18 protein-coding genes and 1 pseudogene are annotated in these 25,352 nt (G+C 49.4%); 7 read left to right on the forward strand and 12 right to left on the reverse strand.

Annotation, left to right across the window (positions count from 1 at the left end; translation table 11 throughout):
* Nucleotides 1-388: 388 nt before the first annotated feature.
* From crfC to pmrR, 4 genes and pseudogenes are all read left to right on the forward strand, one after another.
* Nucleotides 389-2,618: pseudogene (gene crfC, locus C7B16_RS14075) on the forward strand (clamp-binding protein CrfC).
* Nucleotides 2,615-3,487: a diguanylate cyclase regulator RdcB family protein gene (locus C7B16_RS14080; protein ID WP_000169201.1), complete on the forward strand. Its 873-nt coding sequence runs from the start codon at nt 2,615-2,617 to the stop codon at nt 3,485-3,487. The pseudogene crfC and the gene C7B16_RS14080 overlap by 4 nt, the downstream one beginning before the upstream one ends.
* 269 nt (nt 3,488-3,756) lie before the next feature.
* The gene (proP, locus tag C7B16_RS14085; protein WP_001517596.1) at nt 3,757-5,259 is read left to right on the forward strand and encodes a glycine betaine/L-proline transporter ProP; all 1,503 of its coding nucleotides are present in this window, start codon (nt 3,757-3,759) and stop codon (nt 5,257-5,259) included.
* Between the two features lie 128 nt (nt 5,260-5,387).
* A complete protein-coding gene (pmrR, locus tag C7B16_RS14090) occupies nt 5,388-5,477 on the forward strand; it encodes an LpxT activity modulator PmrR (RefSeq protein ID WP_001517597.1) in 90 nt (29 codons plus the stop codon).
* On the opposite strand, the gene pmrB is transcribed toward pmrR, so the two are convergent.
* From pmrB to melR, 7 genes are all read right to left on the reverse strand, one after another.
* On the reverse strand, nt 5,453-6,553 hold the full coding sequence (gene pmrB / locus C7B16_RS14095) for a two-component system sensor histidine kinase PmrB (protein ID WP_001052120.1): 1,101 nt from the start codon (nt 6,551-6,553) through the stop codon (nt 5,453-5,455). The two genes, pmrR and pmrB, sit on opposite strands and share 25 nt — an antisense overlap.
* A complete protein-coding gene (gene basR, locus C7B16_RS14100; protein WP_000697920.1) occupies nt 6,554-7,222 on the reverse strand; it encodes a two-component system response regulator BasR in 669 nt (222 codons plus the stop codon).
* A complete protein-coding gene (eptA, locus tag C7B16_RS14105) occupies nt 7,219-8,862 on the reverse strand; it encodes a phosphoethanolamine transferase EptA (protein WP_107179836.1) in 1,644 nt (547 codons plus the stop codon). Before eptA ends, basR begins: the two co-directional genes overlap by 4 nt.
* Nucleotides 8,863-8,965: 103 nt before the next feature.
* Complete coding sequence (gene adiC, locus C7B16_RS14110) at nt 8,966-10,303, reverse strand: arginine/agmatine antiporter (protein WP_000093135.1); 1,338 nt, start codon at nt 10,301-10,303, stop codon at nt 8,966-8,968.
* Nucleotides 10,304-10,439: 136 nt separating this feature from the next.
* Nucleotides 10,440-11,201 carry an AraC family transcriptional regulator gene (locus C7B16_RS14115; protein WP_001217088.1) on the reverse strand — a complete coding sequence of 254 codons (762 nt, stop codon included), beginning with the start codon at nt 11,199-11,201 and terminating at the stop codon, nt 10,440-10,442.
* A 334-nt stretch (nt 11,202-11,535) separates the two neighbouring features.
* Complete coding sequence (adiA, locus tag C7B16_RS14120; protein WP_107179847.1) at nt 11,536-13,803, reverse strand: arginine decarboxylase; 2,268 nt, start codon at nt 13,801-13,803, stop codon at nt 11,536-11,538.
* A gap of 197 nt (nt 13,804-14,000) precedes the next feature.
* Nucleotides 14,001-14,909, reverse strand: coding sequence for a transcriptional regulator MelR (gene melR, locus C7B16_RS14125; protein ID WP_016249487.1), 909 nt, complete (start codon nt 14,907-14,909; stop codon nt 14,001-14,003).
* 270 nt (nt 14,910-15,179) lie between these two features.
* Here melR and melA point away from each other — a divergent pair, with 270 nt between their 5' ends.
* Nucleotides 15,180-16,535 (forward strand): alpha-galactosidase, encoded by a 1,356-nt coding sequence (gene melA / locus C7B16_RS14130; protein WP_000986613.1) that lies wholly within the window; start codon nt 15,180-15,182, stop codon nt 16,533-16,535.
* Nucleotides 16,536-16,627: 92 nt separating this feature from the next.
* A complete protein-coding gene (melB, locus tag C7B16_RS14135) occupies nt 16,628-18,049 on the forward strand; it encodes a melibiose:sodium transporter MelB (protein WP_000028086.1) in 1,422 nt (473 codons plus the stop codon).
* A 154-nt stretch (nt 18,050-18,203) separates the two neighbouring features.
* On the opposite strand, the gene C7B16_RS14140 is transcribed toward melB, so the two are convergent.
* The 5 genes from C7B16_RS14140 to C7B16_RS14165 form a co-directional block, all read right to left on the reverse strand.
* Nucleotides 18,204-18,833 carry a DUF2238 domain-containing protein gene (locus tag C7B16_RS14140; protein WP_000621498.1) on the reverse strand — a complete coding sequence of 210 codons (630 nt, stop codon included), beginning with the start codon at nt 18,831-18,833 and terminating at the stop codon, nt 18,204-18,206.
* A 122-nt stretch (nt 18,834-18,955) separates the two neighbouring features.
* Nucleotides 18,956-20,602, reverse strand: a complete 1,647-nt coding sequence (gene fumB / locus C7B16_RS14145; RefSeq protein ID WP_107179837.1) for a class I fumarate hydratase — start codon at nt 20,600-20,602, stop codon at nt 18,956-18,958.
* A 77-nt stretch (nt 20,603-20,679) separates the two neighbouring features.
* Nucleotides 20,680-22,020, reverse strand: coding sequence for an anaerobic C4-dicarboxylate transporter DcuB (gene dcuB, locus C7B16_RS14150; RefSeq protein ID WP_000899515.1), 1,341 nt, complete (start codon nt 22,018-22,020; stop codon nt 20,680-20,682).
* Nucleotides 22,021-22,589: 569 nt separating this feature from the next.
* Nucleotides 22,590-23,309 (reverse strand): two-component system response regulator DcuR, encoded by a 720-nt coding sequence (dcuR, locus tag C7B16_RS14160; RefSeq protein WP_000611294.1) that lies wholly within the window; start codon nt 23,307-23,309, stop codon nt 22,590-22,592.
* Entirely contained in the window at nt 23,306-24,937 is a 1,632-nt protein-coding gene (locus tag C7B16_RS14165) for a sensor histidine kinase (RefSeq protein WP_038355161.1), read from the reverse strand. The genes dcuR and C7B16_RS14165 overlap by 4 nt, the downstream gene beginning before the upstream one ends.
* 178 nt (nt 24,938-25,115) lie before the next feature.
* Between C7B16_RS14165 and yjdI the strand changes: the two genes are divergently transcribed.
* Complete coding sequence (yjdI, locus tag C7B16_RS14170; RefSeq protein ID WP_000371696.1) at nt 25,116-25,346, forward strand: 4Fe-4S mono-cluster protein YjdI; 231 nt, start codon at nt 25,116-25,118, stop codon at nt 25,344-25,346.
* Nucleotides 25,347-25,352: the final 6 nt, after the last annotated feature.

The raw sequence follows: 25,352 nt of genomic DNA on the forward strand, positions 1-25,352 counted from the left end.
AAGTCAGCAGGGCAAAAGCGCCAAAAAACGGCAGATTGCCGAAAAAGGCCGCAATTATACACAAAATCCCTGAGTTTGTCGGGGGTACTGCTGATTTTAGACGACAAACGTTTTCATTTGAAAGACAACGCAAAAAGAAAATAATCTTTTTGCCTCCATTTATTATTTAAGTTAAGGTTAACTCTCTTCTTGTTCTTTTTTTAATTCAATTATTATTTCTATCTTTCTGACATTTTAAATGTATCGGAAGAGGCTTATTCATTCGGATAAAAAGACTATATTAATTATAAGAGTTATTTACTGCTGTAATTATAAAATCCGAAAGCAGAACTAAAAAACAATCTGGCTAAATAAAAGTAATAAAATTTGCTTTAAGGAAGAATTTTCCATGTACACACAGACAATATATGAGTTAAGTCAGGAGGCTGAACGCCTGTTACAGCTTTCCCGACAACAGTTGCAGTTACTGGAAAAAATGCCTCTCTCTGTACCCGGAGAAGATACACCACCACTGACTTTGCCCTGGGGGCAGCATAATATCGACGAGCGTCATGCCATGTTGAGTAATGAGCTGCGTAAAATCTCCCGTCTGGAAATGGTGCTGGCGATTGTTGGCACCATGAAAGCAGGGAAATCAACCACCATTAACGCTATTGTTGGCACTGAAGTTCTTCCTAATCGCAACCGTCCTATGACTGCGCTACCGACGCTTATTCGCCATGCTCCGGGGCAAAAAGAACCGGTGTTGCATTTTTCGCATGTCGCGCCAATCGACCGTTTAATCCAACAATTACAACAGCGCTTGCGTGATTTCGATATTAAACATCTGACCGATCTGCTGGAAATAGATAAAGATATGCGCGCACTTATGCAGCGGATCGAAAATGGCATCGCTTTCGAAAAATATTATCTTGGTGCCCAGCCTATTTTTCATTGCCTGAAAAGTTTGAATGATTTGGTGCGTCTGGCGAAGGCGCTGGACGTCGATTTTCCCTTTTCTGCTTATGCCGCCATTGAGCATATTCCAGTGATTGAAGTGGAGTTTGTCCATCTGGCGGGGCTGGAGAGTTATCCCGGGCAGTTAACGTTACTGGATACTCCTGGGCCAAATGAAGCCGGGCAACCACATCTACAAGAAATGCTTAACGAGCAACTGGCGCGCGCCTCCGCAGTGCTGGCGGTACTGGATTATACGCAACTGAAGTCAATCTCCGATGAGGAGGTTCGTGAGGCGGTTTTAGCGGTGGGGAAATCAGTACCGCTGTATGTACTGGTCAATAAGTTCGATCAGCAGGATCGGAACAGTGACGATGCCGAACAGGTGAGGGCGCTGATTTCCGGGACGCTGATGAAAGGTTGCGTTACGCCTGGGCAGATATTTCCGGTGTCGTCGATGTGGGGCTATCTGGCGAATCGGGCACGCCATGAGTTAGTCAACAACGGTAAATTACCAGCACCGGAGCAACAACGCTGGGTGGAGGATTTTGCCCATGCGGCGCTGGGCAGGCGCTGGTGTAACGCCGATCTGGCGGATATCGACCATATTCGTCATGCTGCCGATCAACTGTGGGACGATTCGCTATTCGCCCAACCGGTTCAGGCGTTACTCCATGCCGCCTACGCTAACGCGTCGTTATATGCTCTGCGATCTGCATCGCATAAGTTGTTGAATTACGCCCTGCAGGCGCGGGAATATCTGGATTTTCGCGCACACGGGCTGAACGTCGCCTGCGAACAATTTCGGCAAAATATCCGCCAGGTTGAAGAAAATATGCAGCTATTGCAGCTCAATCAGGTGCAGGTGAGTGGCGAGATTAAACATGAAATCAAGGTGGCCCTGACGTCAGCCACCGACTTTCTGTGTCAGCAGCAAAATGAGGTGAATGCCCAGTTAGCTGCGCTGTTTCAACATGATTCGTGGCCGTTAAGTGAGATCCGCACCCGCTGCGAGACGTTGTTACAGACGGCACAAACCAAAATCAGTCGTGACTTCACGCTGCGTTTTACTGAACTGGAATCAACCCTTTGCCGGGTGTTAACCGATGTTATTCGTCCCATTGAGCAACGGGTTAAAACGGAATTGAGTGAGTCCGGGTTTCGTCCTGGATTTCATTTTCCTGCTTTTCACAGCGCAGCTCCCCACTTCAATACTCGTCAGTTGTTCAGCAATGCAATATCTCGCCAGGAAAAAACGGATGAGCAGATCACCCGTTTTGGCATTGTGCGTGAGACTTTCTCGCGCTGGCTGAATCAGCCCGACTGGGGGGCGGAGTAGTGAGAAATCTCCGCCGGAGGCTATTGATTACAGCGCGCTACAACGAATGTTAACCGCGGAAGTCGACCTTTATTGCCAACAAATGGCTAAAGCTTTGGCGGTTCAGGTCGATGATTCTGTCACGGCAGACATGAGCACTTTTTTTGCTGATTTCGCTTTATGCTTGACGGAATTACAGACGCGTTTACGCGAAAGCTTGGCTCTGCGTCAACAAAATGAATCTGTAGTTAAGATGATGCAGCAGCAATTGCAGCAGACTGTGATGACTCACGGCTGGATTTATACGGACTCTCAGTTGTTACGCGATGATATTCAAACACTTTTCACGGCAGAACGATATTGACTAAGACGTTACTGGACGGCCCCGGTCGCGTGCTGGAGTCGGTTTATCCCCGCTTTTTAGTGGATCTGGCGCAGGGCAATGACGCCCGCTATCCACAAGCCCATCAGCAGCAGTTTCGCGAACGGCTGATGCTGGAGATCCTTGCTCGCACACAGCTTCAGACGTGGGCGAACGCAGGAATGTTAAATGCGCCGCTTAGCCTGCGCCTGACATTGGTGGAAAAACTGGCGGCGATACTTGATCCCGCTCATCTGGCGCTGACGCAGGTCGCGCAACATCTGGCACTATTGCAAAAAATGGATCACCGCCCACAATCTGCTTTTCCGAAACTTCCGCAGCAAATTGCCGCGTTGTATGAGTGGTTTTCCAGCCGTTGTTGCTGGAAGGAAAAAGCGTTAATGCAACGAGGATTACTGGTGCAGGCGGGCGAGCAGAGCGCGCAAGTTTTTACCCGCTGGCGTGCTGGTGCGTATAACGCCTGGTCGTTGCCTGGGCGTTGTTTCATTGTTCTGGAAGAGTTGCGCTGGGGGGCGTTTGGTGATGCCTGCCGTCTGGGAAGCCCGCAAGCGGCGGTGTTGTTGCTTGACGATTTGCGCGTGAAAGCGACGCAATATCTGGCCGAAAGTATCAACGCAGCACCGACTACTCGTCATTATTACCCTCAGTGGTTTACCTCTCCCACTACCCCGACTGGCGGAGATTATGCTGACTTTTTAAGCTGGCTGGGCAAGTGGTCCGATGCCGATAAACAGCCCGTTTGCTGGTCAGTAACCCAACGCTGGCAAACTGTCGCGCTGGGGATGCCACGGCTCTGCTCAGCACAGCGTCTGGCGGGGGCGATGGTAGAGGAAATCTTCACTGTAAATTAAGTGTAAATAATCGGTTACACCAATGAGTGTTAAACGAAATCCATGTGTGAAGTTGATCACAAATTTAAACGCTGGTAGGGTAAAAAGGTCATTAACTGCCCAATTCAGGCGTCAACAGGTTTGGTTGTACAGTTCTTAATCAGAACGTGTAAATAAACCCGCTACGCTTGTTACAGAGATTGCACCCTGCAATTCCCGCTCCCCTTTTGCGGGCGCCACGTCGATTTGCCTGACGTGTGCGGAAATGGGCTTACTCTGCGAGGAAAGCTATGCTGAAAAGGAAAAAAGTAAAACCGATAACCCTTCGTGATGTCACTATTATTGATGACGGTAAACTGCGAAAAGCCATTACTGCAGCATCGCTGGGTAATGCAATGGAATGGTTTGATTTTGGTGTTTATGGTTTTGTTGCTTACGCATTAGGTAAAGTCTTTTTCCCTGGGGCTGATCCCAGCGTGCAGATGGTTGCTGCACTTGCCACCTTCTCCGTTCCCTTTCTGATTCGACCGCTTGGCGGGCTCTTCTTTGGTATGTTGGGCGATAAATATGGTCGCCAGAAGATCCTCGCTATCACCATTGTGATTATGTCGATCAGTACATTCTGTATTGGATTGATACCGTCCTATGCCTCGATTGGTATTTGGGCACCGGTTCTGCTGTTGATTTGTAAGATGGCGCAAGGTTTCTCGGTCGGCGGCGAATATACCGGAGCATCGATATTTGTTGCGGAATACTCTCCTGACCGCAAACGTGGCTTTATGGGTAGCTGGCTGGATTTCGGTTCTATTGCCGGGTTTGTTCTGGGCGCGGGTGTGGTGGTGTTAATTTCTACCATCGTCGGTGAAGAGAACTTCCTCGACTGGGGCTGGCGTATTCCGTTCTTTATCGCTCTGCCGTTAGGGATTATCGGACTTTATCTACGTCATGCTTTAGAAGAGACACCAGCGTTCCAGCAACATGTTGAGAAACTGGAACAGGGCGACCGCGAAGGTTTGCAGGATGGCCCGAAAATCTCGTTTAAGGAGATTGCCACGAAGCACTGGCGCAGCCTGTTGACGTGTATTGGTCTGGTGATAGCCACTAACGTGACTTACTACATGCTGCTGACCTATATGCCAAGTTATTTGTCGCATAACCTGCATTACTCCGAAGATCACGGGGTGCTGATTATTATCGCCATTATGATCGGGATGTTGTTTGTGCAGCCGGTAATGGGCCTGCTGAGTGACCGTTTTGGCCGTCGCCCGTTTGTGATCCTCGGTAGTGTTGCGCTGTTTGCACTGGCGATCCCGGCGTTTATTCTGATTAACAGTAATATCATCGGTCTGATTTTTGCCGGACTGTTGATGCTGGCAGTGATCCTCAACTGTTTTACGGGCGTTATGGCCTCAACGCTGCCAGCGATGTTCCCGACGCATATCCGTTACAGCGCGCTGGCGGCGGCATTTAATATTTCGGTGCTGATTGCCGGTCTGACGCCAACGCTGGCGGCATGGTTGGTAGAAAGTTCGCAGGATCTGATGATGCCAGCGTATTACCTGATGGTAGTGGCGGTGATTGGTTTGATTACCGGCGTGACCATGAAAGAGACGGCGAATCGTCCGTTGAAAGGCGCGACACCGGCGGCGTCAGATTTGCAGGAAGCGAAGGAAATTCTCGTTGAGCATTACGATAATATCGAGCAAAAAATCGAAGATATTGACCACGAGATTGCCGATTTGCAGGCGAAACGCACTCGCCTGGTACAGCAACATCCGCGAATTGATGAGTAACCTGAAATAGATTACCTGATGCGACGCTGTCGCGTCTTATCAGGCCCCCAATCGGTTTGGCCCGACTCTTAAGGTTCACTTAATCTCTGGCGTGCATACTCTCCTCCAGTTCAATGGAGGAGAGTGCAATGAAAAACCGTATTTATGAAAGTTTAACTACCGTGTTTAGCGTGCTGGTAGTAAGCAGCTTTCTTTATATTTGGTTTGCCACGTATTGATCTTTCTTCAGCCGTATCCAGGCGCGCGTGCCGGAAGTCTCTTCCCGGTTTTGCAGGAAAAACTGCCCGTGATGCAACTGCGTGATGCGGCTGACAATACTTAATCCCAGACCAATTCCGCCATAACGGCTGTCCATCCGTACAAACGCTTTGCTCAACTCTCCGCATTTACTCTCATCAATACCAGGCCCTTCATCTTCAACTGCCATTACCGCACCGCCATCTTCTTGCAGTTTAATCATAATGTTGCTGCCTTCGGGACTATAGCGATGGGCGTTTTCTACCAGGTTACGCAACAACATGCGTAGTAGAGTGGCGTCGCCCTGGACAGTGATGTCGGCGGCGCTTTCTGGCAACAGCAAGGTTTGCTGACGCTGGTCGAGCATGGTGCTGAGTTCGTCATAGGAGGGCAGGATCACATCATCCAGCAACTTTACATGCTGGTAATTACCCGAAGAGAATGACTGTCCGGCGCGCGCCAGTTGTAACAACTGGGAGACGCTGGCCATCATCTGATCGAGCCGCGCGACTAACGGCGCTACGTCAATGTTGTGCGTTTTCGCCATTAACTCTAGATGCAAACGTACCCCTGCCAGCGGCGTTCGTAGTTCGTGAGCGACGTCAGCGGTAAACAGCCGTTCGTTATCCAGCGTGCTGGTCAGGCGACTGACCAGATCGTTCAATGCAGAAACTACCGCTTCGATTTCGAGGGTGGCACTGTGAATAGCAATAGGTGTCAGGTTGTCGGCGGTACGCGCTTCCAGCTCTTTTTGCAGTTCCGCCAGTGGGCGGGTGATGCGAAGTACCGCCTGATAGCAGATAAACAGCGTCAGACTGACCATAAACACGCCAGGAACAATCAGACTGGCGACCGCCTCACGGATTTCACGCATGATGTGGCGATCGTTGTTGCGATTGTCGCGCAGCGCCTGCTCAAATAGCTGAATCTGCTCGGTGCTTTCATGCCATAGCCAGAAAACGCTGATCAGCTCAAATACCAGCAGAATTGCCCCAATGGTCAATATCAGCCGTTGACGCAGCGATATTGGTCGACGTAGAAAACGCATCAGGTTCAATTAGTTTTCCTCATTAGCGACCAGCATATAGCCAAAGCCGCGCACGGTGCGGATACGGGCTTTGCCCACTTTGTCGCGCAAGTTATGGATATGCACTTCCAGGGTATTCGTTGAGGGTTCGTTGTCCCAGTTGTAAATGTCGTTGTAGAGAATTTCCCGATGCACCGGACTACCCGCCTTGAGCATCAGGCGCGACAGCAGGGCATATTCTTTTGGTGTCAGGATCAGCTCTTCACCGCCCATCCATACCTGACGGCGACCCATATTCAGCGTCAGGTTGCCAACCTTCAGCTCGCTTTCGCCCTGATTATTATGGCGTCGCAGCAGGGCGCGGATGCGGGCGTGCAACTCTTCCAGCGCGAAAGGCTTCACCAGATAGTCGTCGGCACCGACATCCAGCCCGGCGATTTTATCGGTAAGCGTGTCGCGGGCGGTGAGGATCAGTACCGGCAGGGTGTATTTTTTCTGCCGGATACGAGCGAGAAAATGCAGTCCATCTTCGTCGGGTAAACCTAAATCCAGCACCACCAGGCTGTAATGACCGGCTTCCAGGCTTTGTTCCGCCATCCGCGCGGTCGTGACGCCATCACACGCGTAGCCTTCAGTTTGTGCCGCCAGAATCAATCCCTGCAATAACAGTGTATCGTCTTCAACAATTAGAATTTTCATTCAGTCGTTCTCCTGCATGCCTGCAGAATATCATCCGCGGCTTGATAATACTTCGTCTCGACGCCGGTTAATCCCAACAGGGTTGAGAATAAATTGTCCTGTGAATAGTGCTGCGTTTGTGCTTGTTTTTGCAGGCAGCTTTGATCAACCTGATACCGTTTTTGATAATCCTCCGACAACCACAGCAGCATCGGAACCTGCTTTTGGCTATCCGGGGCGATGCTATAAGGCAAGCCGTGTAGATAGATGCCATTTTCACCTAACGATTCACCGTGGTCAGAAAGATAAATCAGGCTGGTGGTAAATTTATCCTGATGTTCTTTCAGCAGATTAATCGCTTTATCAACAATATAGTCGACGTAGAGCAACGTATTGTCGTAAGTATTGACCAGTTGCTCTTTGGAACAGGTCTGGATCTCGTTGGTGTCGCAGGTGGGAGTAAATTTCCTGAACTGCGGTGGATAGCGGTTGTAATAGGTCGGGCCGTGGCTGCCGATGGTGTGTAAGACAATCACCCCATCGCCTTGCAGATTATTGATGTACTCCTCCAGCCCGTGGAACAGCACTTCGTCATAGCATTCGCCGTTGATGCACTGACCGGGTAAGTTCAGGGCAGTGACGTTCTGATGAGGTACGCGGTCACATGCGCCTTTGCAGCCGCCATCGTTGTCATTCCATAGTACGTTGATGCCTGCCCGCTGAATGATATCCAGCACGCCTTCCTGGTGTTGTGCCAGCTCTTCTTTGTAATGCTCGCGCGGCATATCTGAGAACATGCACGGTACGGAGACAGCCGTTGCTGTGCCGCAAGACGCAGTATTAGGAAAATAGATCACGTTATCTTTCGCCAGTCGCGGGTTGGTTTCACGCGGGTAGCCATTGAGTGAGAAATTCTCCGCCCGCGAGGTTTCCCCGACGATCAAAATGGTTAGGTTTTTCCGGTTTCCTTTTTGCATTAACGGGTTGCGGTGTGCGTCCTCACCAATGCGTACCTGTGGCAGATTTGCCAGTCGCTGGTGGGAATACCATGACCAACTGGCAACAATGCTGTTGGAGGGGCTTAAAGATTTCACCAGCTCTTTGTTGTTGCGAAACAGCGAGGCGTAGTCTTTATAAAAAAGCACGGCAACCAGCACAATCAGCAGTACAGATATCAGGATACTGGCTCCACGGAAAAGAACACTGCGCAGGCGCGAGGCAGCAGGTTTGATTTTTATCCAGCAGGCAATCAGCGCAGCAAGTACGCCGCTTAACCCTAGCGTTAGTAACATGCGTGGCGTCATCAACGCATAACTTTCCGCCGGTGTGGTATCAATGATATTGGCAATCATCGAACGGTCGATGACGATGCCATAAGTCATGATGAAATATTGCGCAGATGCGCCAACGAGAATAAACAGACAGGCTAGTGGTCGATTAAGCCATAAGAAAGAGCCTAGTGTCAGAACAATATTAATCACGCTGAACGCGACGACTGGCATCGACAAGAAAACCAGCACGTTATGCAGCGAATCCAGCGGTAACGCCTGTAACACCTGTTTAAAAAAGGCAATGTTCAGGCAGATAGCAATATAAAAAGAGGCCAGCAATAGCCAGGCGAGTAAATTCAAAGAGGGGCTTTTTAAAAGGCGCTTTAACATCACGGTGTTTCCATCGAACAAAGTGCGCATATGCTCGCAAAGCAAAGTTAAGCCAACCTTAAGTTCTTAAGGTTGGCTTTTATGTTTGCTGGATTAAGGAGGCTTAATCTTTGCTAATGGGTGGATCTAAAGGATACGGGTTTTTATGCAGCCGGTTGTAGTTCAGCGTGTACATAGCGGTGATCACCATCAGAGTGACAAATGACCACATGACTTCTTGTGCACCAGAACCAACCACCGCCCAGATGCAATAAAGGAAGGCGATAGTTGTGATGACCAGATACGCCGGACGCGCTTTGCCAAAGTGACCGTGGCCTAAAAGCAGTAAAGCTGCACAGGTATAAAGATAAGGCACCAGGGTAAAGATAACCGATACGGAAGAGACCAGACCGAACTCTTTGGTTGCGTTTGGTGAGATGCTGCTGAACTGGAAGATAGTCATCAGGATACCAACGATAATCAACCCGGCTACCGGTGTGCCTGCTTTGTTGACGCGGGCAAAAATCGGTGGGAACAAACCGTCATCGGCAGCGGCTTTCGCCGTTTGTCCAGCCAGTAACGTCCAGCCGCCGAGCGAACCCAGGCAACCAGCCGCCGCACAGAAGGAGACAATGGCTCCTGCGGTATCACCCAGCGCCATCCGTGCAGCATCACCGAATGGCGAGGCGGAAACGCGCAGTGCGGCATTCGGGATCATCCCCATAATTGCCGTGGTCGAGAGCACATAGCAGACGGCAGCAATCAGTACCCCACCAATGGTGGCAATAGGGACGTTGCGTTTCGGGTTTTTCACTACACCCGCTGCAACAGAAGCACTTTCTACCCCGATAAATGACCACAGCGTTACGTTTAAGGTGCTTTGAATTGCGCCGAAAGTGCCCAGACCGCTAACGTTCCAGGCCGCCATATAGGTTTCTCCGTGGAACCAGAACCAGCCGAATACGGCAATCCCGACGATGGGGATCAGCGCCAGTACAGTGGCGATGGCCTGCACGCGGGTAATCATTTTCGGCCCGACGATATTAAGCAGAACGAAGATCCACAGCACCACAACACAGGTGATAGTTAATACCAACGGATCTTTCAGTACCGGGAAGAAATAGCTCAGGTAGCCGACGCCAATGACCACCATAGCAATATTGCCGATCCAGCAGGCCAGCCAGTAGAGAACGTTAGTTTGATACCCGAGGAAAGGACCAAAACAGCGGCGCGCGTAGGCATATGAACCGCCAGGGCTGGGATCGAGGAACGACATTTTGGCGTAAACCATCGATAAAGCCAAAGCACCGATAATTGTCACCAGCCAACCATATATAGCAATCCCCCCCGTCGAGGCCAGATTTGCAGGTAACAGAAAAACACCTGACCCCATAATATTCCCCGACACCATTAGGGTGACGGGGATTAAGCCCACTTTGTGAGCATCAGCATCCGAAGACATAATAAAACTCCTGCGAAGGCGAGCTTCGTGACAATAAATTACGTCATATCATACGCCTGCATTCGCGCGTTGAATTATCGTCGGCTGGCTTATCGCTGATGCTGTTATTAATATATCTCTTCGTTAAGGTTATAAATCAGGCGATAGAACGTTCTCTATGCTGGCTAACATAATGGAGTGGGGTCATGCCATAGAAATCTTTAAATACAGAAATAAAGTAAGACGTACTGTTGTAGCCACAGGACTGTGACACCTGTGAGATATTTTTACCATCCATCATTAATTCATTTACGGCATAACGCATCCGGCAGGTGGTTATTATTTGGCTATAACTGGTGTTTTCGCTTTTCAGCTTTTTCTTTAACAAACTTGGGCTAAGGCATAAACAACTGGCTACCATACTAAGATTCCAGTCTTTATGGATATCGCTTTCAATGATTTGATAAACGCTGTCGCTAACACAATTACGTAACATATGCATTAGCAGTGAAAGGAATTTTTTACTATCGAGAAAACGAGATAGTACAGTGAATAATAATGCACGTGTTCGTTCCTTTTCCGACTCTGTTTCAGCGGGCATTATGCTGTGTTGCGCTGCGACGCGAAACACCTCTGGTGTCAGGCATGACAGGGAAATAAAAGGCGTGGCGCTACGCTGCCAGACCGGTATTTTCGAGAGATCTTTATTCAGAAAACGGAGATAATCTTTGATGATGTCGAGGCTAATATACGCAACCAAAGTGTTATTCAGAGAGGAGACGTCGATAATATTGTTTTCACAACTTAATAACGTTATATGGTTAGCTTTCAAACTTATAGGTTCTTTCCCATTCACTCTTAGCCAGACATCTTTTTCAGTTAATAAAACTATACAAGGTTGGTTGCTGCAAATCCTCATACATGTACTCCTGAAATGCAAAGAAAATAGTGGATCTCGCCAACATAGAGAGATACCGGGGACTGGTTATATAATTGTATGACGAATCAAAACATGCATAAAAATAACGTGTTTTGCTAATATTACAAATTTTTATAGTAATTTCTCATGTACAAAAATTTTTACAGAGTGAAGAAGTGTAAATAACAAACAAAAAAAGCGCGGGGTGGGACCGCGCAAAAAGTATGACATTTTTGTTTGCAGCAATTTTTATGAAAACGTTGCCATACTCAAAAGGCCTCAGGCCAGGCGGCGTAATGTTATTTAAACAATTACGCCTTCAGCGGAATAGTGGTTACGCTTTCACACACATTACGTGGTAAATACCGTCAATAATTTCGGTGCCTTCCGTTTCGTGTTCAAAACCAGGGAAATGATGATCCCAGGATTGCAGTGAGCGTAAATAGCTTACTTGTGGGCTGTTTTTATCGCCAAAGTTTTCACCGGAAAGCAGCATTGGGATCCCGGGCGGATATGGGATGACTGAGTTCGCCGCAATACGTCCCGGCAGGTTTTCAATGGATACCAGTTCAACGTTGTTATCGACAATTGCGTTGTATGCTTCGCGCGGAGTGATTTCTGCCACCGGCAGGCCGGAATAGGCTTCGTTCAATCGTGCGCCAGGATTGTTTTCTTTCAGCCAGGCAAACATTTTGTCGCCCAGATCGTGAATGCCCATGTTCGCATAAGTGTCAGGATATTGTTCAACAAGTTCCGGCATTACCTGAGCCAGCGGGGTGTTAGCGTCGTAGTGGCGTTTGAAGGAACAGAGGGTGTTAGCCAGCGTTCCCCATTTCCCACGGGTTACGCCCATTGAGAACAGGAACATAATCTGGAAGTCGGTGGTACGGGTGGGCACAATGCCGTGGCGACCCAGCCATGCGGTAACCAGTGCTGCCGGAACACCGGTTTCTTCCAGTTCACCGTCTTCACCCATCCCCGGAGCGAGGATGCTGACTTTAATCGGGTCAAGCATACTCCAGTTATCCGGAATATCTTTGAAGCCGTGCCAGCTTTCGCCCGGATGCATTACCCAGCAGTCCTGAACGGTGGTCAGCAGTTTGTGCGGTGCGTCGGCAAAGTCATAGGTTTTGCCGGTTTCCGGATCGGTAACCACTTCTTTATTCCACGGCTTAAAGAACCAACTACCTTCGTCAGCAAACTCTTTATACAACCGTGCCATTGCCTGGCGGAAATCGACCGCTTCGTCGATCACTTCCTGAGTCAGCGACAGGCCGCTGTTGCCGTCCATCATTGATACAGCCACATCGTTTGACGCGCAGATGGCATATAACGGGGAAGTGGTGGCATGCATCATGTATGCCTGATTAAAGCGGGAGAAGTTAATCGCGCCGCGGCCTTCACGTACATGAATATAAGACGCCTGCGACAGTGCATTCAGCAGTTTATGAGTGGAGTGAGTGGCGAAAACGGTCGGACCGCTGTGATCACCCGGCTCACCGCGCATCGCGTAGTGATCGGCATAGATCGGATTAAAACGTGCGTAACCGTACCAGGCTTCGTCGAAGTGCAGACGATCGGCGGTTTTTTCCAGCAGATCCTGCGCGTCTTTGGCGTTATAGCATACGCCGTCATAGGTGCAGTTGGTTACCACGCAGTAAGAGGGTTTTTGCCCGACTTTGTCTTTGGTCAGCGGGCTTTCGCTGATTTTCTTCTGCAAGGTTTCAGGCTGCATTTCCTGCGGATAGATTGGCCCGATAATGCCGTAGCGGTTGCGGCTTGGCACCATGTATACCGGTTTCGCGCCAGTCAGCATTAAACCTTGTTCGATGGATTTGTGGCAGTTACGGTCAACAACAACCACGTCGTTATCTGTCATGCAGGCTTGCATGATGGTGCGGTTAGACCCTGAAGTGCCGACGACGACGGACCAGGAGTGGTCGGCACCAAATACGCGCGCGGCATATTTTTCGCTTTCGCCAAATGCGCCAGTATGGTCAAGTAAAGAACCGAGGGAAGTTCGTTCGATGCCCATGTCGGTGCGGAACAGGTTTTCACCATAGTAGTCATGGTAGAAACGTCCGGCGGGGGTTTTAGTGAAGCCAACACCGCCCTGGTGACCTGGCGCGGCCCAGGAGTACTCATGGATGTCGCTATATTTCATCAGCGCGCTGAACAGTGGCGGCAATAGCTGTTGGCGGTAGCGGGATATCGCTGCGATGGCGCGTCCGGCGATAAAGTCAGCGGTATCTTCCAGAATCCAGGCGAATTCATCGACAAGCTCCAGCAGATCGCGATCCAGCGCGGCGATTGATTTTTCCCGGTCGCCTAACAGGAATACCGGCACATTTTGCTGACGCTCATGAAGCTTACCGATCAATTCTCTGACATTTTGGTGTTCGTCCGGATGCTCCATTTGATAACTGAACATCAGACAATCAATGGCTTCATTTGAAGAGAGAATGGCAAAGCCATCATCAAAGGAGGTGGATTTAATCACGGTAACATTTTGTTGGCTCAAGGCATTTGCCAGACGCTCAACGGCGCTACCGACCCAGGTGTCCTGATGTAGAAACTCGCTTTCAACAATTAATACTTTCATCATTGCTTACCCGGTTGTGAAGGAATCTTCGCTGCGGGCAAGTATCTTCCGGGCATTTCAGGCTGTAAAGTGATTGAAAAACAAGCGTTTTTAAAATTTTTATATTATAAACAAAAGTTTAAATTAATTTTTTAATTAATTTTCAATGTTTATTATCGACAGCTAAATTATTTTTTTGGCTGATACTGATATCGTTTTTAGCCGGGAAGCATCTGGCGGCGTTGTTGGCTAAGTTTTCGGTATTGTTGCGGCGACATGCCGACATATTTGCCGAACGTGCTGTAAAAACGACTACTCGAACGAAAGCCTGCCGTCAGTGCAATATCGAGAATACTTTTATCGGTATCGCTCAGTAATGCGCGAACGTGGTTGATGCGCATCGCAGTAATGTACTGTTTCATCGTCAACTGCATGACCCGCTGAAATATCCCCATTGCATAATTGGCATTAAGTTTGACGTGCTCGGCCACATCGTTGATGGTCAGCGCCTGATCATAGTTATCCGCAATAAAGCCCAGCATCTGGCTGACATAAAACTGCGCATGGCGCGAGACGCTATTTTTGTGCGTGCGCGAAGTTTTATTGACCAGAATAGGCTCCCAGCCGGAGAGGCTAAATCGCTTGAGCATCAGGCCAATTTCATCAATGGCGAGCTGGCGGATTTGCTCGTTTGGGTTGTTCAACTCCTGCTGCCAGCGGCGTACTTCAAACGGACTAAGTTGCTGTGCCACCAGTGATTTAATCACCATGCCGTGAGTCACATGGTTTATAAGGTCTTTATCCAGTGGCCAGGAGAGAAACAAATGCATTGGCAGATTAAAAATTGCCATGCTCTTGCAGGTTCCGGTATCGGTTAGCTGGTGCGGCGTACAGGCCCAGAACAGCGTGATATGGCCTTGATTGATACTTACGTGTTCATTGTTGATCAGGTATTCCACATCGCCATCGAAAGGCACATTTACCTCAACCTGACCATGCCAGTGGCTGGAGGTCATGACATGCGGCGCGCGAAATTCAATTTCCATCCGCTGATATTCCGAGTATAGCGACAGCGGGCTGCGGGTCTGCTTTTCATCACTGCTGCACATAAATGTGTCTGTATTCATCGATAGCCCTCTTTCCTGGATTATCAGAATCATGGCAGAAGTTGGCAGGGGTGACTGCGAATGACGACACAAAACGTAAAGAGAGAGGAATGGACAGGGTTTTATAAGGGCTAATTACTCTGTTTTTTAGGCAATTTATTCCCGAAAACTAAGATTTACTGCTAAGCAACCCAGGATCTGAGTTTTTGGGAATGCTCAACGGGGAAGCCGGAGGTTTTCTGCGAAATCGCCTGCCATGATGAAATCATTCAAGCAAGCCAGGAGACCTGAATGATGTCTGCACCCAAAATTACTTTTATCGGCGCTGGTTCGACGATTTTCGTTAAAAATATTCTTGGTGATGTGTTTCATCGCGAGGCGCTGAAAACGGCGCATATTGCCCTGATGGATATCGATCCCACCCGCCTGGAAGAGTCGCACATTGTGGTGCGTAAGCTGATGGATTCAGCAGGAGCCAGCGGCAAAATTACCTGTCATACCCAACAGAAAGAAGCCTTACAGGATGCTGATTTCGTGGTGGTGGCATTTCAGATTGGCGGTTATGAACCCTGTACGGTCACCGATTTTGAGGTTTGTAAGCGTCACGGTCTGGAACAAACTATTGCCGACACGTTGGGGCCGGGCGGCATTATGCGCGCGCTGCGTACCATTCCGCATCTGTGGCAGATTTGTGAGGACATGACGGAAGTGTGCCCCGACGCCACCATGCTGAACTACGTTAACCCGATGGCGATGAATACCTGGGCAATGTATGCCCGCTATCCGCATATCAAACAGGTAGGGTTGTGCCATTCGGTGCAGGGAACGGCGGAAGAACTGGCGCGCGATCTCAATATCGATCCCGCTACACTGCGTTATCGTTGTGCAGGTATCAACCATATGGCGTTCTACCTGGAGCTGGAGCGCAAAACCGCAGACGGCAGTTACGTGAATCTCTATCCGGAACTGCTGGCAGCCTATGATGCGGGCCAGGCACCGAAGCCGAATATTCATGGTAATCCCCGCTGCCAGAATATTGTGCGCTATGAAATGTTCAAAAAGCTGGGCTACTTCGTCACGGAATCATCAGAACACTTTGCTGAATATACGCCGTGGTTTATTAAGCCAGGCCGTGAGGATTTGATTGAACGTTATAAAGTGCCGCTGGATGAGTACCCGAAACGCTGCGTTGAGCAACTGGCGAACTGGCATAAAGAGCTGGAGGAGTATAAGAATGCGTCCCGGATTGATATTAAACCGTCGCGGGAATATGCCAGCACAATCATGAACGCTATCTGGACCGGTGAACCGAGTGTGATTTATGGCAACGTTCGTAACGATGGCCTGATTGATAACCTGCCGCAAGGATGTTGCGTGGAAGTCGCCTGTCTGGTTGATGCTAATGGCATTCAGCCGACTAAAGTCGGTACGCTACCTTCGCATCTGGCAGCACTGATGCAAACCAATATCAACGTACAAACGCTGCTGACGGAAGCGATTCTCACGGAAAATCGTGACCGTGTTTACCACGCCGCGATGATGGATCCGCACACCGCCGCTGTGCTGAGCATTGACGAAATTTATGCTCTTGTTGACGACCTGATTACCGCCCACGGCAACTGGCTACCCGGCTGGTTGCACCGCTAATACGCTACTGCGCCGGGGTATGTCTTCCGGCGCACACCTATGACGATACCAATAACAGAAGGCGGGCGTTGGTAACAGCGACCCGATACCCTATGAGCATTTCAATGACGACAAAACTCAGTTATGGATTTGGAGCGTTCGGGAAGGATTTTGCGATCGGCATTGTGTATATGTACCTGATGTATTACTACACCGATGTTGTCGGGCTGTCGGTTGGTTTGATTGGTACTTTGTTTCTGGTGGCGAGGATCTGGGATGCTATTAACGATCCGATTATGGGGTGGATTGTAAATGCTACGCGATCGCGATGGGGTAAGTTTAAGCCCTGGATCCTGATCGGTACGTTGGCTAACTCTGTAATCTTATTTCTTCTCTTTAGCGCGCATCTGTTTGAAGGTACTACTCAGATTGTCTTTGTTTGCGTGACCTACATTCTTTGGGGCATGACTTACACCATAATGGATATTCCCTTCTGGTCACTGGTTCCAACCATAACCCTCGATAAACGTGAGCGAGAACAACTGGTTCCTTATCCGCGCTTTTTTGCCAGTCTGGCGGGTTTTGTTACGGCAGGCGTGACGCTGCCATTTGTTAATTATGTCGGCGGCGGCGATCGGGGATTTGGCTTTCAGATGTTCACACTGGTGCTGATTGCGTTTTTTATTGTGTCGACCATCATCACTCTGCGTAATGTGCATGAAGTCTTTTCGTCAGATAATCAATCGTCTGTCGGAGAAAAACACCTGACACTAAAAGCCATCATTGCGCTTATTTATAAAAACGATCAGCTTTCCTGCCTGTTGGGAATGGCTCTTGCTTATAATATTGCCAGCAACATTATCACCGGCTTTGCTATCTATTATTTCTCGTATGTTATCGGTGATGCGGATCTGTTTCCCTATTACCTGTCGTATGCGGGAGCAGCTAACCTGGTGACGTTAGTGTTCTTCCCGCGTTTAGTTAAATCATTATCCCGACGTATTTTATGGGCCGGAGCCTCTATTCTTCCGGTATTAAGCTGTGGTGTTCTTCTGTTGATGGCATTAGTGGGCTATCACAACGTCGCTCTTATTGTGATAGCCGGTATTTTGCTGAATGTGGGGACGGCGCTGTTCTGGGTATTACAGGTCATCATGGTGGCAGATACCGTTGACTACGGTGAATATAAATTGCACATCCGCTGTGAGAGCATTGCTTATTCCGTGCAGACGATGGTGGTGAAGGGGGGGTCGGCATTTGCGGCTTTTTTCATTGCAGTTGTGTTGGGGATGATTGGCTATGTCCCGAATGTTGAACAGTCTACGCAAGCCATATTAGGTATGCAGTTTATTATGATTGCTCTACCTGCTCTGTTCTTCATGGTCACGCTGATTCTCTACTTCCGTTTCTATCGCCTCAATGGCGACACGCTGCGCAGGATCCAGATCCATCTGCTGGATAAATATCGTAAAGTGCCCCCCGTACCTGTTCATGCTGATATTCCGGTCGGTGCAGTGAGCGATGTGAAAGCCTGACGGACGTTGGCAATAGCGAATGAAAACATTGCCTGATGCGACGCTGGCGCGTCTTATCAGGCCTACAATAAGAAATTCAATTGATTGAATTTGCACATTTTGTAGGCAGAATAAGGCGTTTACGCCGCATCCGGCATAAACAAAACGCAGGTTGTCATCCGGTTATCAAGCCATAGCGCCGTAACTGGTGGCAGTGAAAGCGAGCGAGGAATATCACCGCGGTTAGTGCGCCCAGCAGCGCACAGAACATATCGGATTGCGTATCCCACTGGTCGCCCTGGGTGCCGAGAAAATCATCCGCGCCCTGGCCCATCGCCAATGCTGCCCACCACTCAACCAATTCATACATTGCGCTTATCGCCAGCGCCACGCAGCAGACCAGAAACGCTACCATTTTACGTCCGCGCACGTACATCCCACGCACAAGGATCTCTCGCGCCACCAGTGCAGGCACCAGCCCCTGAAAAAAGTGCCCCAGCTTGTCATACGGATTACGACTCAGCCCCAGCCATTCCTGCACTTCAAAACCGATGGGAACTTTTGCGTAGGTATACTGACCGCCAACCATCAGGATGATGGCGTGAAAGAAAATCAGCGTATAGAGCAAGGGCGTTAATGGATAACGTCTGGCGGTGGCAAGCAGCAACGGTACGACAATAATCACTGGCGTCACTTCCATCAACCAGGTCAGTTTGTCATGAGCCGAAATGCCGGTGTAAATCAGGATGAATGTTAGCGCCAACGCGCCAGTGTTAAGAATTAACGGCTTGAGTGTGCGGATCATGGTGAGTTCGCAAGTCAGGGAAAATACTGACTATTCACCAGTAAGCGTGAAATTACAATCGCAAAAGAGGTGGCCCGGGGGGATCACCTGGCAGTATACCGCCAGGCGCCGGGCCGAAGAGGTTACTTAGTGCAGTTCGCGCACTGTTGATTGACGATCTGCTGGAAGAAGTCGTTGCCCTTGTCATCGACCAGGATAAACGCCGGGAAATCTTCCACTTCGATTTTCCAGATAGCTTCCATACCCAGCTCCGGATAGGCAACACATTCCAGATGCTTAATGCTCTGCTGTGCCAGCACTGCCGCCGGGCCGCCAATGCTGCCGAGGTAGAAGCCGCCGTGTTTATGACAAGCGTCGGTGACCTGCTGACTGCGGTTACCTTTCGCCAGCATGATCATGCTGCCGCCGTAGGATTGCAGCAGATCCACATAGGAGTCCATACGTCCTGCGGTAGTTGGGCCAAGTGAACCGGAAGGATAACCAGCAGGCGTTTTGGCCGGACCTGCGTAGTAGATCGGGTGATCTTTGATGTACTGCGGCAGTTCTTTACCGGCGTCGATCAGTTCTTTCAGCTTAGCGTGCGCAATATCGCGACCAACGATAATCGTGCCGGTGAGCGACAAACGGGTGGAAACCGGATACTGCGAAAGCTGGGCGAGGATCTCTTTCATCGGACGGTTAAGGTCGACTTTCACCGCTTCGCCTTCACCTGCCTGACGTAGCTCTTCCGGAATGTACTGGCCTGGGTTGTGCTCCAGTTTTTCTATCCAGATACCTTCGCGGTTGATTTTTGCTTTGATGTTACGGTCAGCGGAGCAGGAGACGCCCATACCTACCGGGCAGGATGCGCCGTGACGCGGCAGACGGATCACGCGGATGTCGTGGGCGAAGTATTTACCGCCAAACTGCGCGCCGAGGCCGAGTTTCTGGGCCTCTTCCAGTAGTTCCTGTTCAAGCTGGACATCGCGGAATGCCTGACCGTGTTCGTTCCCTTCCGTCGGCAGTTCATCGTAATAGTGAGCACTTGCTAACTTAACGGTTTTCAGGTTGGTTTCAGCGGAAGTTCCACCAATCACAAATGCGATATGGTACGGCGGGCAGGCTGCGGTGCCGAGGGTGCGCATTTTCTCAACGAGGAAGTTTTTCAGTTTGCCGGGGGTTAGCAGGGCTTTCGTTTCCTGGTAGAGATACGTTTTGTTGGCAGAGCCGCCACCTTTGGCAACGCAGAGGAATTTGTACTCGTCGCCATCTACCGCGTACAGGTCGATTTGCGCAGGCAGGTTAGTGCCGGTGTTAACCTCTTTGTACATATCCAGCGGCGCGTTCTGTGAATAGCGCAGGTTATCTTCGATATAGGTGTTATAGACACCTTTTGACAGGGCTTCTTCATCACCGCCGCCGGTCCATACGCGCTGACCTTTTTTACCGACAATGATCGCGGTGCCGGTATCCTGGCAGGTCGGCAGCACGCCTTTGGCAGCGATTTCAGAGTTTCTCAAGAATTGCAGCGCCACATACTTATCGTTTTCGCTGGCTTCTGGGTCGTTAAGAATAGACGCAACCTGTTTCTGGTGGGCCGGACGGAGCATGAAAGATGCGTCGTGGAAGGCTTGCTGCGCCAGCAGGGTCAGGGCTTCTGGTTCCACTTTCAGAATGGTTTCACCGTCAAATTCGGCAACGCTGACGTAATCGGAGGTGAGCAGATAATATTCGGTATTGTCTTTCCCCATCGGGAAAGGTGCCTGGTAGATAAATGGTTTGTTTGACATAGCTTCCAGCCTGTAACTCTGTATTTGTTATACGAAAATGGCGTGCCGCACAGCGACGGGCAGCACGCATAGTGCAATTACAAGAACCCGTACATCGCGGCGAAGATCCAGCCAAAGACGCAGGATACGCTCACGCCAATCAACCCTGGCAGAATGAAGCTGTGGTTGATGACGAAGCGACCGATGTGGGTGGTTCCGGAACGGTCAAACTGAATCGCTGCCAGGTCGCTAGGATAGGTCGGCAGGATGTAATAACCGTAGCAAGCCGGTGCTGAAGCCACGATGTATGCCGGGTCAACGCCGATCGCCAGTGCAACCGGAACAATGGCTGCCAGCGCTGCGGCCTGGGAGTTCACAAACTTGGAGACCAGCAACAGAACAATGGCATAAGCCCACGGATACTCTTTCACCATTTCGCCCAGTACGCCCTGAATTTCAGACATATGCGCACCGAACATGGTTTCCGCCATCCACGCGATACCGTACACCGCCACGATGGCGATCATACCGGAACGGAAGACTTCGTTTTTTGAGATAGACGCGGGATTGGTTTTGGTCAGGATAATAATCAGCGCCCCGGTCAGCAGCATAAACATCTGAATAACCAGTACCATTGATAGCGGTTTGCCACCAAAAGATGGACGCAGGTCTGAATCAGCACCGAGAAGCGCGACCACGGCGATTGCCCCGAGGAAGATCCACATTGCCAGCCAGTTGCTTTTCGGCAGTTTTTTATCCAGCAGCGTAGCGGTATCACCGTAAACATACTCTCGGTTTTCCGGTACAGAGATGAATTTCTGGAATTCTTCGTCTTTATCCAGATCTTTACCGCGGAACCAACTGAAGATACCGATCGCCAGGATTCCTAACAAGGTAGATGGGATGGTGATAGCGAGCAGGTCAAGGAATTCAAGATGACGACCGTCAAAGGTGACGTTACCCAGCATTGCGACGAGTGATACTACCGCAACGGACACCGGACTGGCGATAATTCCCATTTGCGCGCCGATAGAACTCGCCGCCATCGGGCGTTCCGGGCGAATGTTGTTCTTAATGGCGACGTCATAGATGATCGGTAGAATGGTGTAGACCACGTGGCCAGTACCGCAAAGAATGGTCAGTATACAGGTGACAAACGGCGCGACAATGGAGACATATTTCGGGTTGCGGCGCAGCAGTTTTTCGGCAATTTGCAGCATGACGTCAAGGCCGCCAGAGGCTTGCAAGGTCGCAGATGCCGCCACCACCGCGATGATGACCAGCATTACATCAACGGGGGGTTTACCCGGCTGAAGGTGGAAGACGAAGACCAGAATGACCAGGCCGATACCGCCTAATAACCCCAGCGCGATACCGCCCTTTCTGGCACCATAAAACAGACATATCAGTATTATGATAAGTTGGATAGTAAATAACATGTGTGAACCCTCGCGATAATCCCATTTAAATTCTTGTCGAATAGATCACAGTCACGTTCTGTTTTGGATGAACTGTTTTCAGAGCCTGACTAAATATCCGTTTGGTCGTTACTGGCTTGAGTAAATACTTCACAGTAAATATTGGCTGATTAAAACAGCAGAAAATTTATGCACTGTGATAAGTGACTTTTTCAGAGAGAAATACTCTCTGGCGATGGGTTTATCGTTTATGTTTTGCAGATGTTAATGACTTGTTTGTTTGCTATCTTGTTGATATTTATCGGTCTGTTTTTGTTCTACAGGAAGATGCCATTAAGTTTATAGATTATTCTGATCTACCTATTTGTGGGTAAAAATACACATAATGCAGGTAACATAATAGTTAATTAACTTTTGTTAGCGTTTTGAAATTAAAAACTCTATTTATCCGAAAGGATATTAATTTGCTGGACTGAAGAAGGGAAATTATATTTGATCTGGCACAAGTTTTACTGATAGGGGATGTAACTTGTGCCAGTGCTGGTTTGCGTTACTACAATAATTGTTACTTCCAGATAACGAATAACGCTTTATTGACAATATTGCTTCAGTAATGAGTAATGCTCTGCCTGAATACGGTAACGATAAACCGGACGACCAGTGACACCATAATGGATGCTGGTAACTAAGATGTGGCAATTCACCAGCCAGATCAAATATTTACGGCACGAAACGCGTGAGATGTTAACCTCGTTGGCCAACTCGTCGGTTGAAAACTCATAGTCCTGATGAGCGTCAATCCACTGGCACAGCGTGCGTAAAGTCTGTGGCGTTAAGCCTTTCGGCAGACGACGCGTATCCTGTTCGTTGGATGAACTGCCATGAATTAGCTGGTCCAGTTCCGCCTGGTCGTAATACTGCTGCTTCTCCAGCGCCATTTTCTTTTGTCGCCAGCCGGTGAGTGCCTCTTCAAAACGTGATGCCTGGAAGGGTTTAATCAGGTAATCAACGACGCCGTAATGTAGTGAATCTTTAATAGTTGCGGCATCGGCAGCGGAAGAGATGACAATCACATCGCTTTTGCAGTGAGCGTTGTGCAGGGCGGGCAGTAAATCGAGTCCATTCTCTTTTTGCATATAGATATCGAGTAATATCAGGTCGATGGAGGTGTCGCTGTTGAAGATAATCTCTTTGGCTTTCTCAAGCGTAGAGGCAGTGCCGCAGCACTGAAAGCCCGGTATCTGTGCGACATAGCGGCGATTTAGTTCCGCTACCATTGCGTCGTCATCGATAATTAATACATTAATCATTTGCTCGACCTCTCCCCATCCCAGGGTAATTGGACAAAAAATTGTGTGAAAATTCCGGGTTCTGATTCCACGGCAATGCTGCCGCCGAGATTTTCAACCTGTTGTTTGACAAGTGCCAGACCGATGCCTCGTTCGCTTCCTTTTGTCGAGACACCTTTGTCAAAAATGTGATCGATTTTATCGGGGGGAATCCCCGGCCCATCATCGTTAATTTCACAGTGCAGCAAGCCGTGACGGTAGTGTAACGTGACGCTGATTTCGCCACCAGGTTGCGGCCCTAATGCCTCCAGCGCGTTTTCTATCAGGTTTCCCAGCGTGGTAATTAGCGTCGCGACCTGATCTTCACTACCACTGTCTGGCAACTGGCTTTCACTGTTTAAAATCAGCGTATGGCCTAAATCGGTCGCACGGTTAATCTTGCTGATTAAAAAACCAGCGATAACCGGAGATTTGATCTTACCCAGCAGAGAGCCAATCTCTTCCTGATAGTTGTTGGCTGTTTTGAGAATGTAATCTTCCAACTGCTTATAACTCTTCAGATGCAATAATCCGAGAATCACGTGCAATTTGTTCATAAATTCGTGGGATCGTTCACGAAGGGCATCGGCATAGTTGACCAGACCGTCCAACCGTTGCATCAGCTTACGAACTTCTGTTTTGTCTCTGAAGGTAGAGATAGCTCCGATGATAATGCCATTACTGCGCACCGGAACGGTGTTGATCAGTAAGAGTCTGTCTTTAACGGTCACCTCTTCATCTCGTCGCGGCGTGCCGTCGCGTAACACTTCCGAGACATCAACTACCTGCGACCATGCCTGACTAAGTGTCGATAACTTTTCGTCATCCTGCGATTTGTGGTAGTTGAGCAGTTCTTGCGCGGCATCATTAATTAGTGTGACTTCGCCACGAGCGTCCACGGCAACGACGCCTTCCTTGATCGATTGCAGCATTGCCTGGCGTTGCTCAAACAGAGTAGAGATTTCGTAGGGTTCCAGGCCGAACAGGATGCGCTTAAGTACTTTGACCAGTATCCAGGTGCCCAGACCGCCAACCAGCACACCGAATAAAATTGACCAGATAATGCTCCAGCGGCTGTCATTGATCTGCTGTGTTACACGGCTTAACTCCAGACCAATCGCCACCACGCCGATCTGTTTATGATTTTCGTCGTAGACAGGGGTAAATACGCGTAAGGCTTGCGCCAGAAAACCGTGATTAATAGCAACATTTTCCTCGCCGTTCAAAGCTTTAAGGATGTCATCACCTTTAAATGGCTGACCAATTCGCGGGGCTTCAGGGTGTGAGTAGCGAAGACTTTGCATATCGGTAATGACAATAAACAGCAGATCGTTCCGTTTGCGTACATCTTCAGCGATGGCCTGGATACCGCTCTCCTGCGGTGTTTTTTGTAAGCCCTGGCGGATTTCCGGCGAGTCAGCAAGGGTTCGCGCCACAGCCAGCGCCTTGTTGGCTAGTCCGTCACGCGTCATATCGCTGATCTGCGAGAAGTAAATCAGATGCACTACCAGCAACACCGAGAACAGCACTGCGCTGACCATTAAGATCACCGTGGTACTGAGTTTCATCGGACGTTTGCGTAACATGCGGCAGGGCAGTGAATGTCTCATCAGCTTCCTTGTATGACAAATTTCCTAAGCATTATCCCTGATGATGCGGGTAATTCAAAGGGAGTAAGGGGGATTGGCTATTTGGAGCAGAGGAGCTGGTCATTGAAACTGCCAGTGTCGTCTGGCGATTCGGGAGCTATGCTTATAGCGAAAACCATACTTTTGATAGGGGAAGGTCATGGATCAAGCTCTACTGGATGATGGTTATCGCTGCTATACCGGCGAAAAGATAGATGTCTGGTTCAACACCGCGATGTGTCAGCATTCCGGCAACTGCGTACGTGGCAACGGCAAGTTATTTAATCTCAAACGTAAGCCGTGGATTATGCCGGATGAAGTTGACGTCGCTACCGTAGTGAACGTTATTGATACGTGCCCAAGTGGCGCACTGAAATACCGTCATAAATAAGCGAGG

The sequence above is a fragment of the Escherichia sp. 20412-1 genome, assembly GCF_003027595.1.
In the GTDB taxonomy this organism is placed as follows: Bacteria; Pseudomonadota; Gammaproteobacteria; order Enterobacterales; family Enterobacteriaceae; genus Escherichia; species Escherichia marmotae.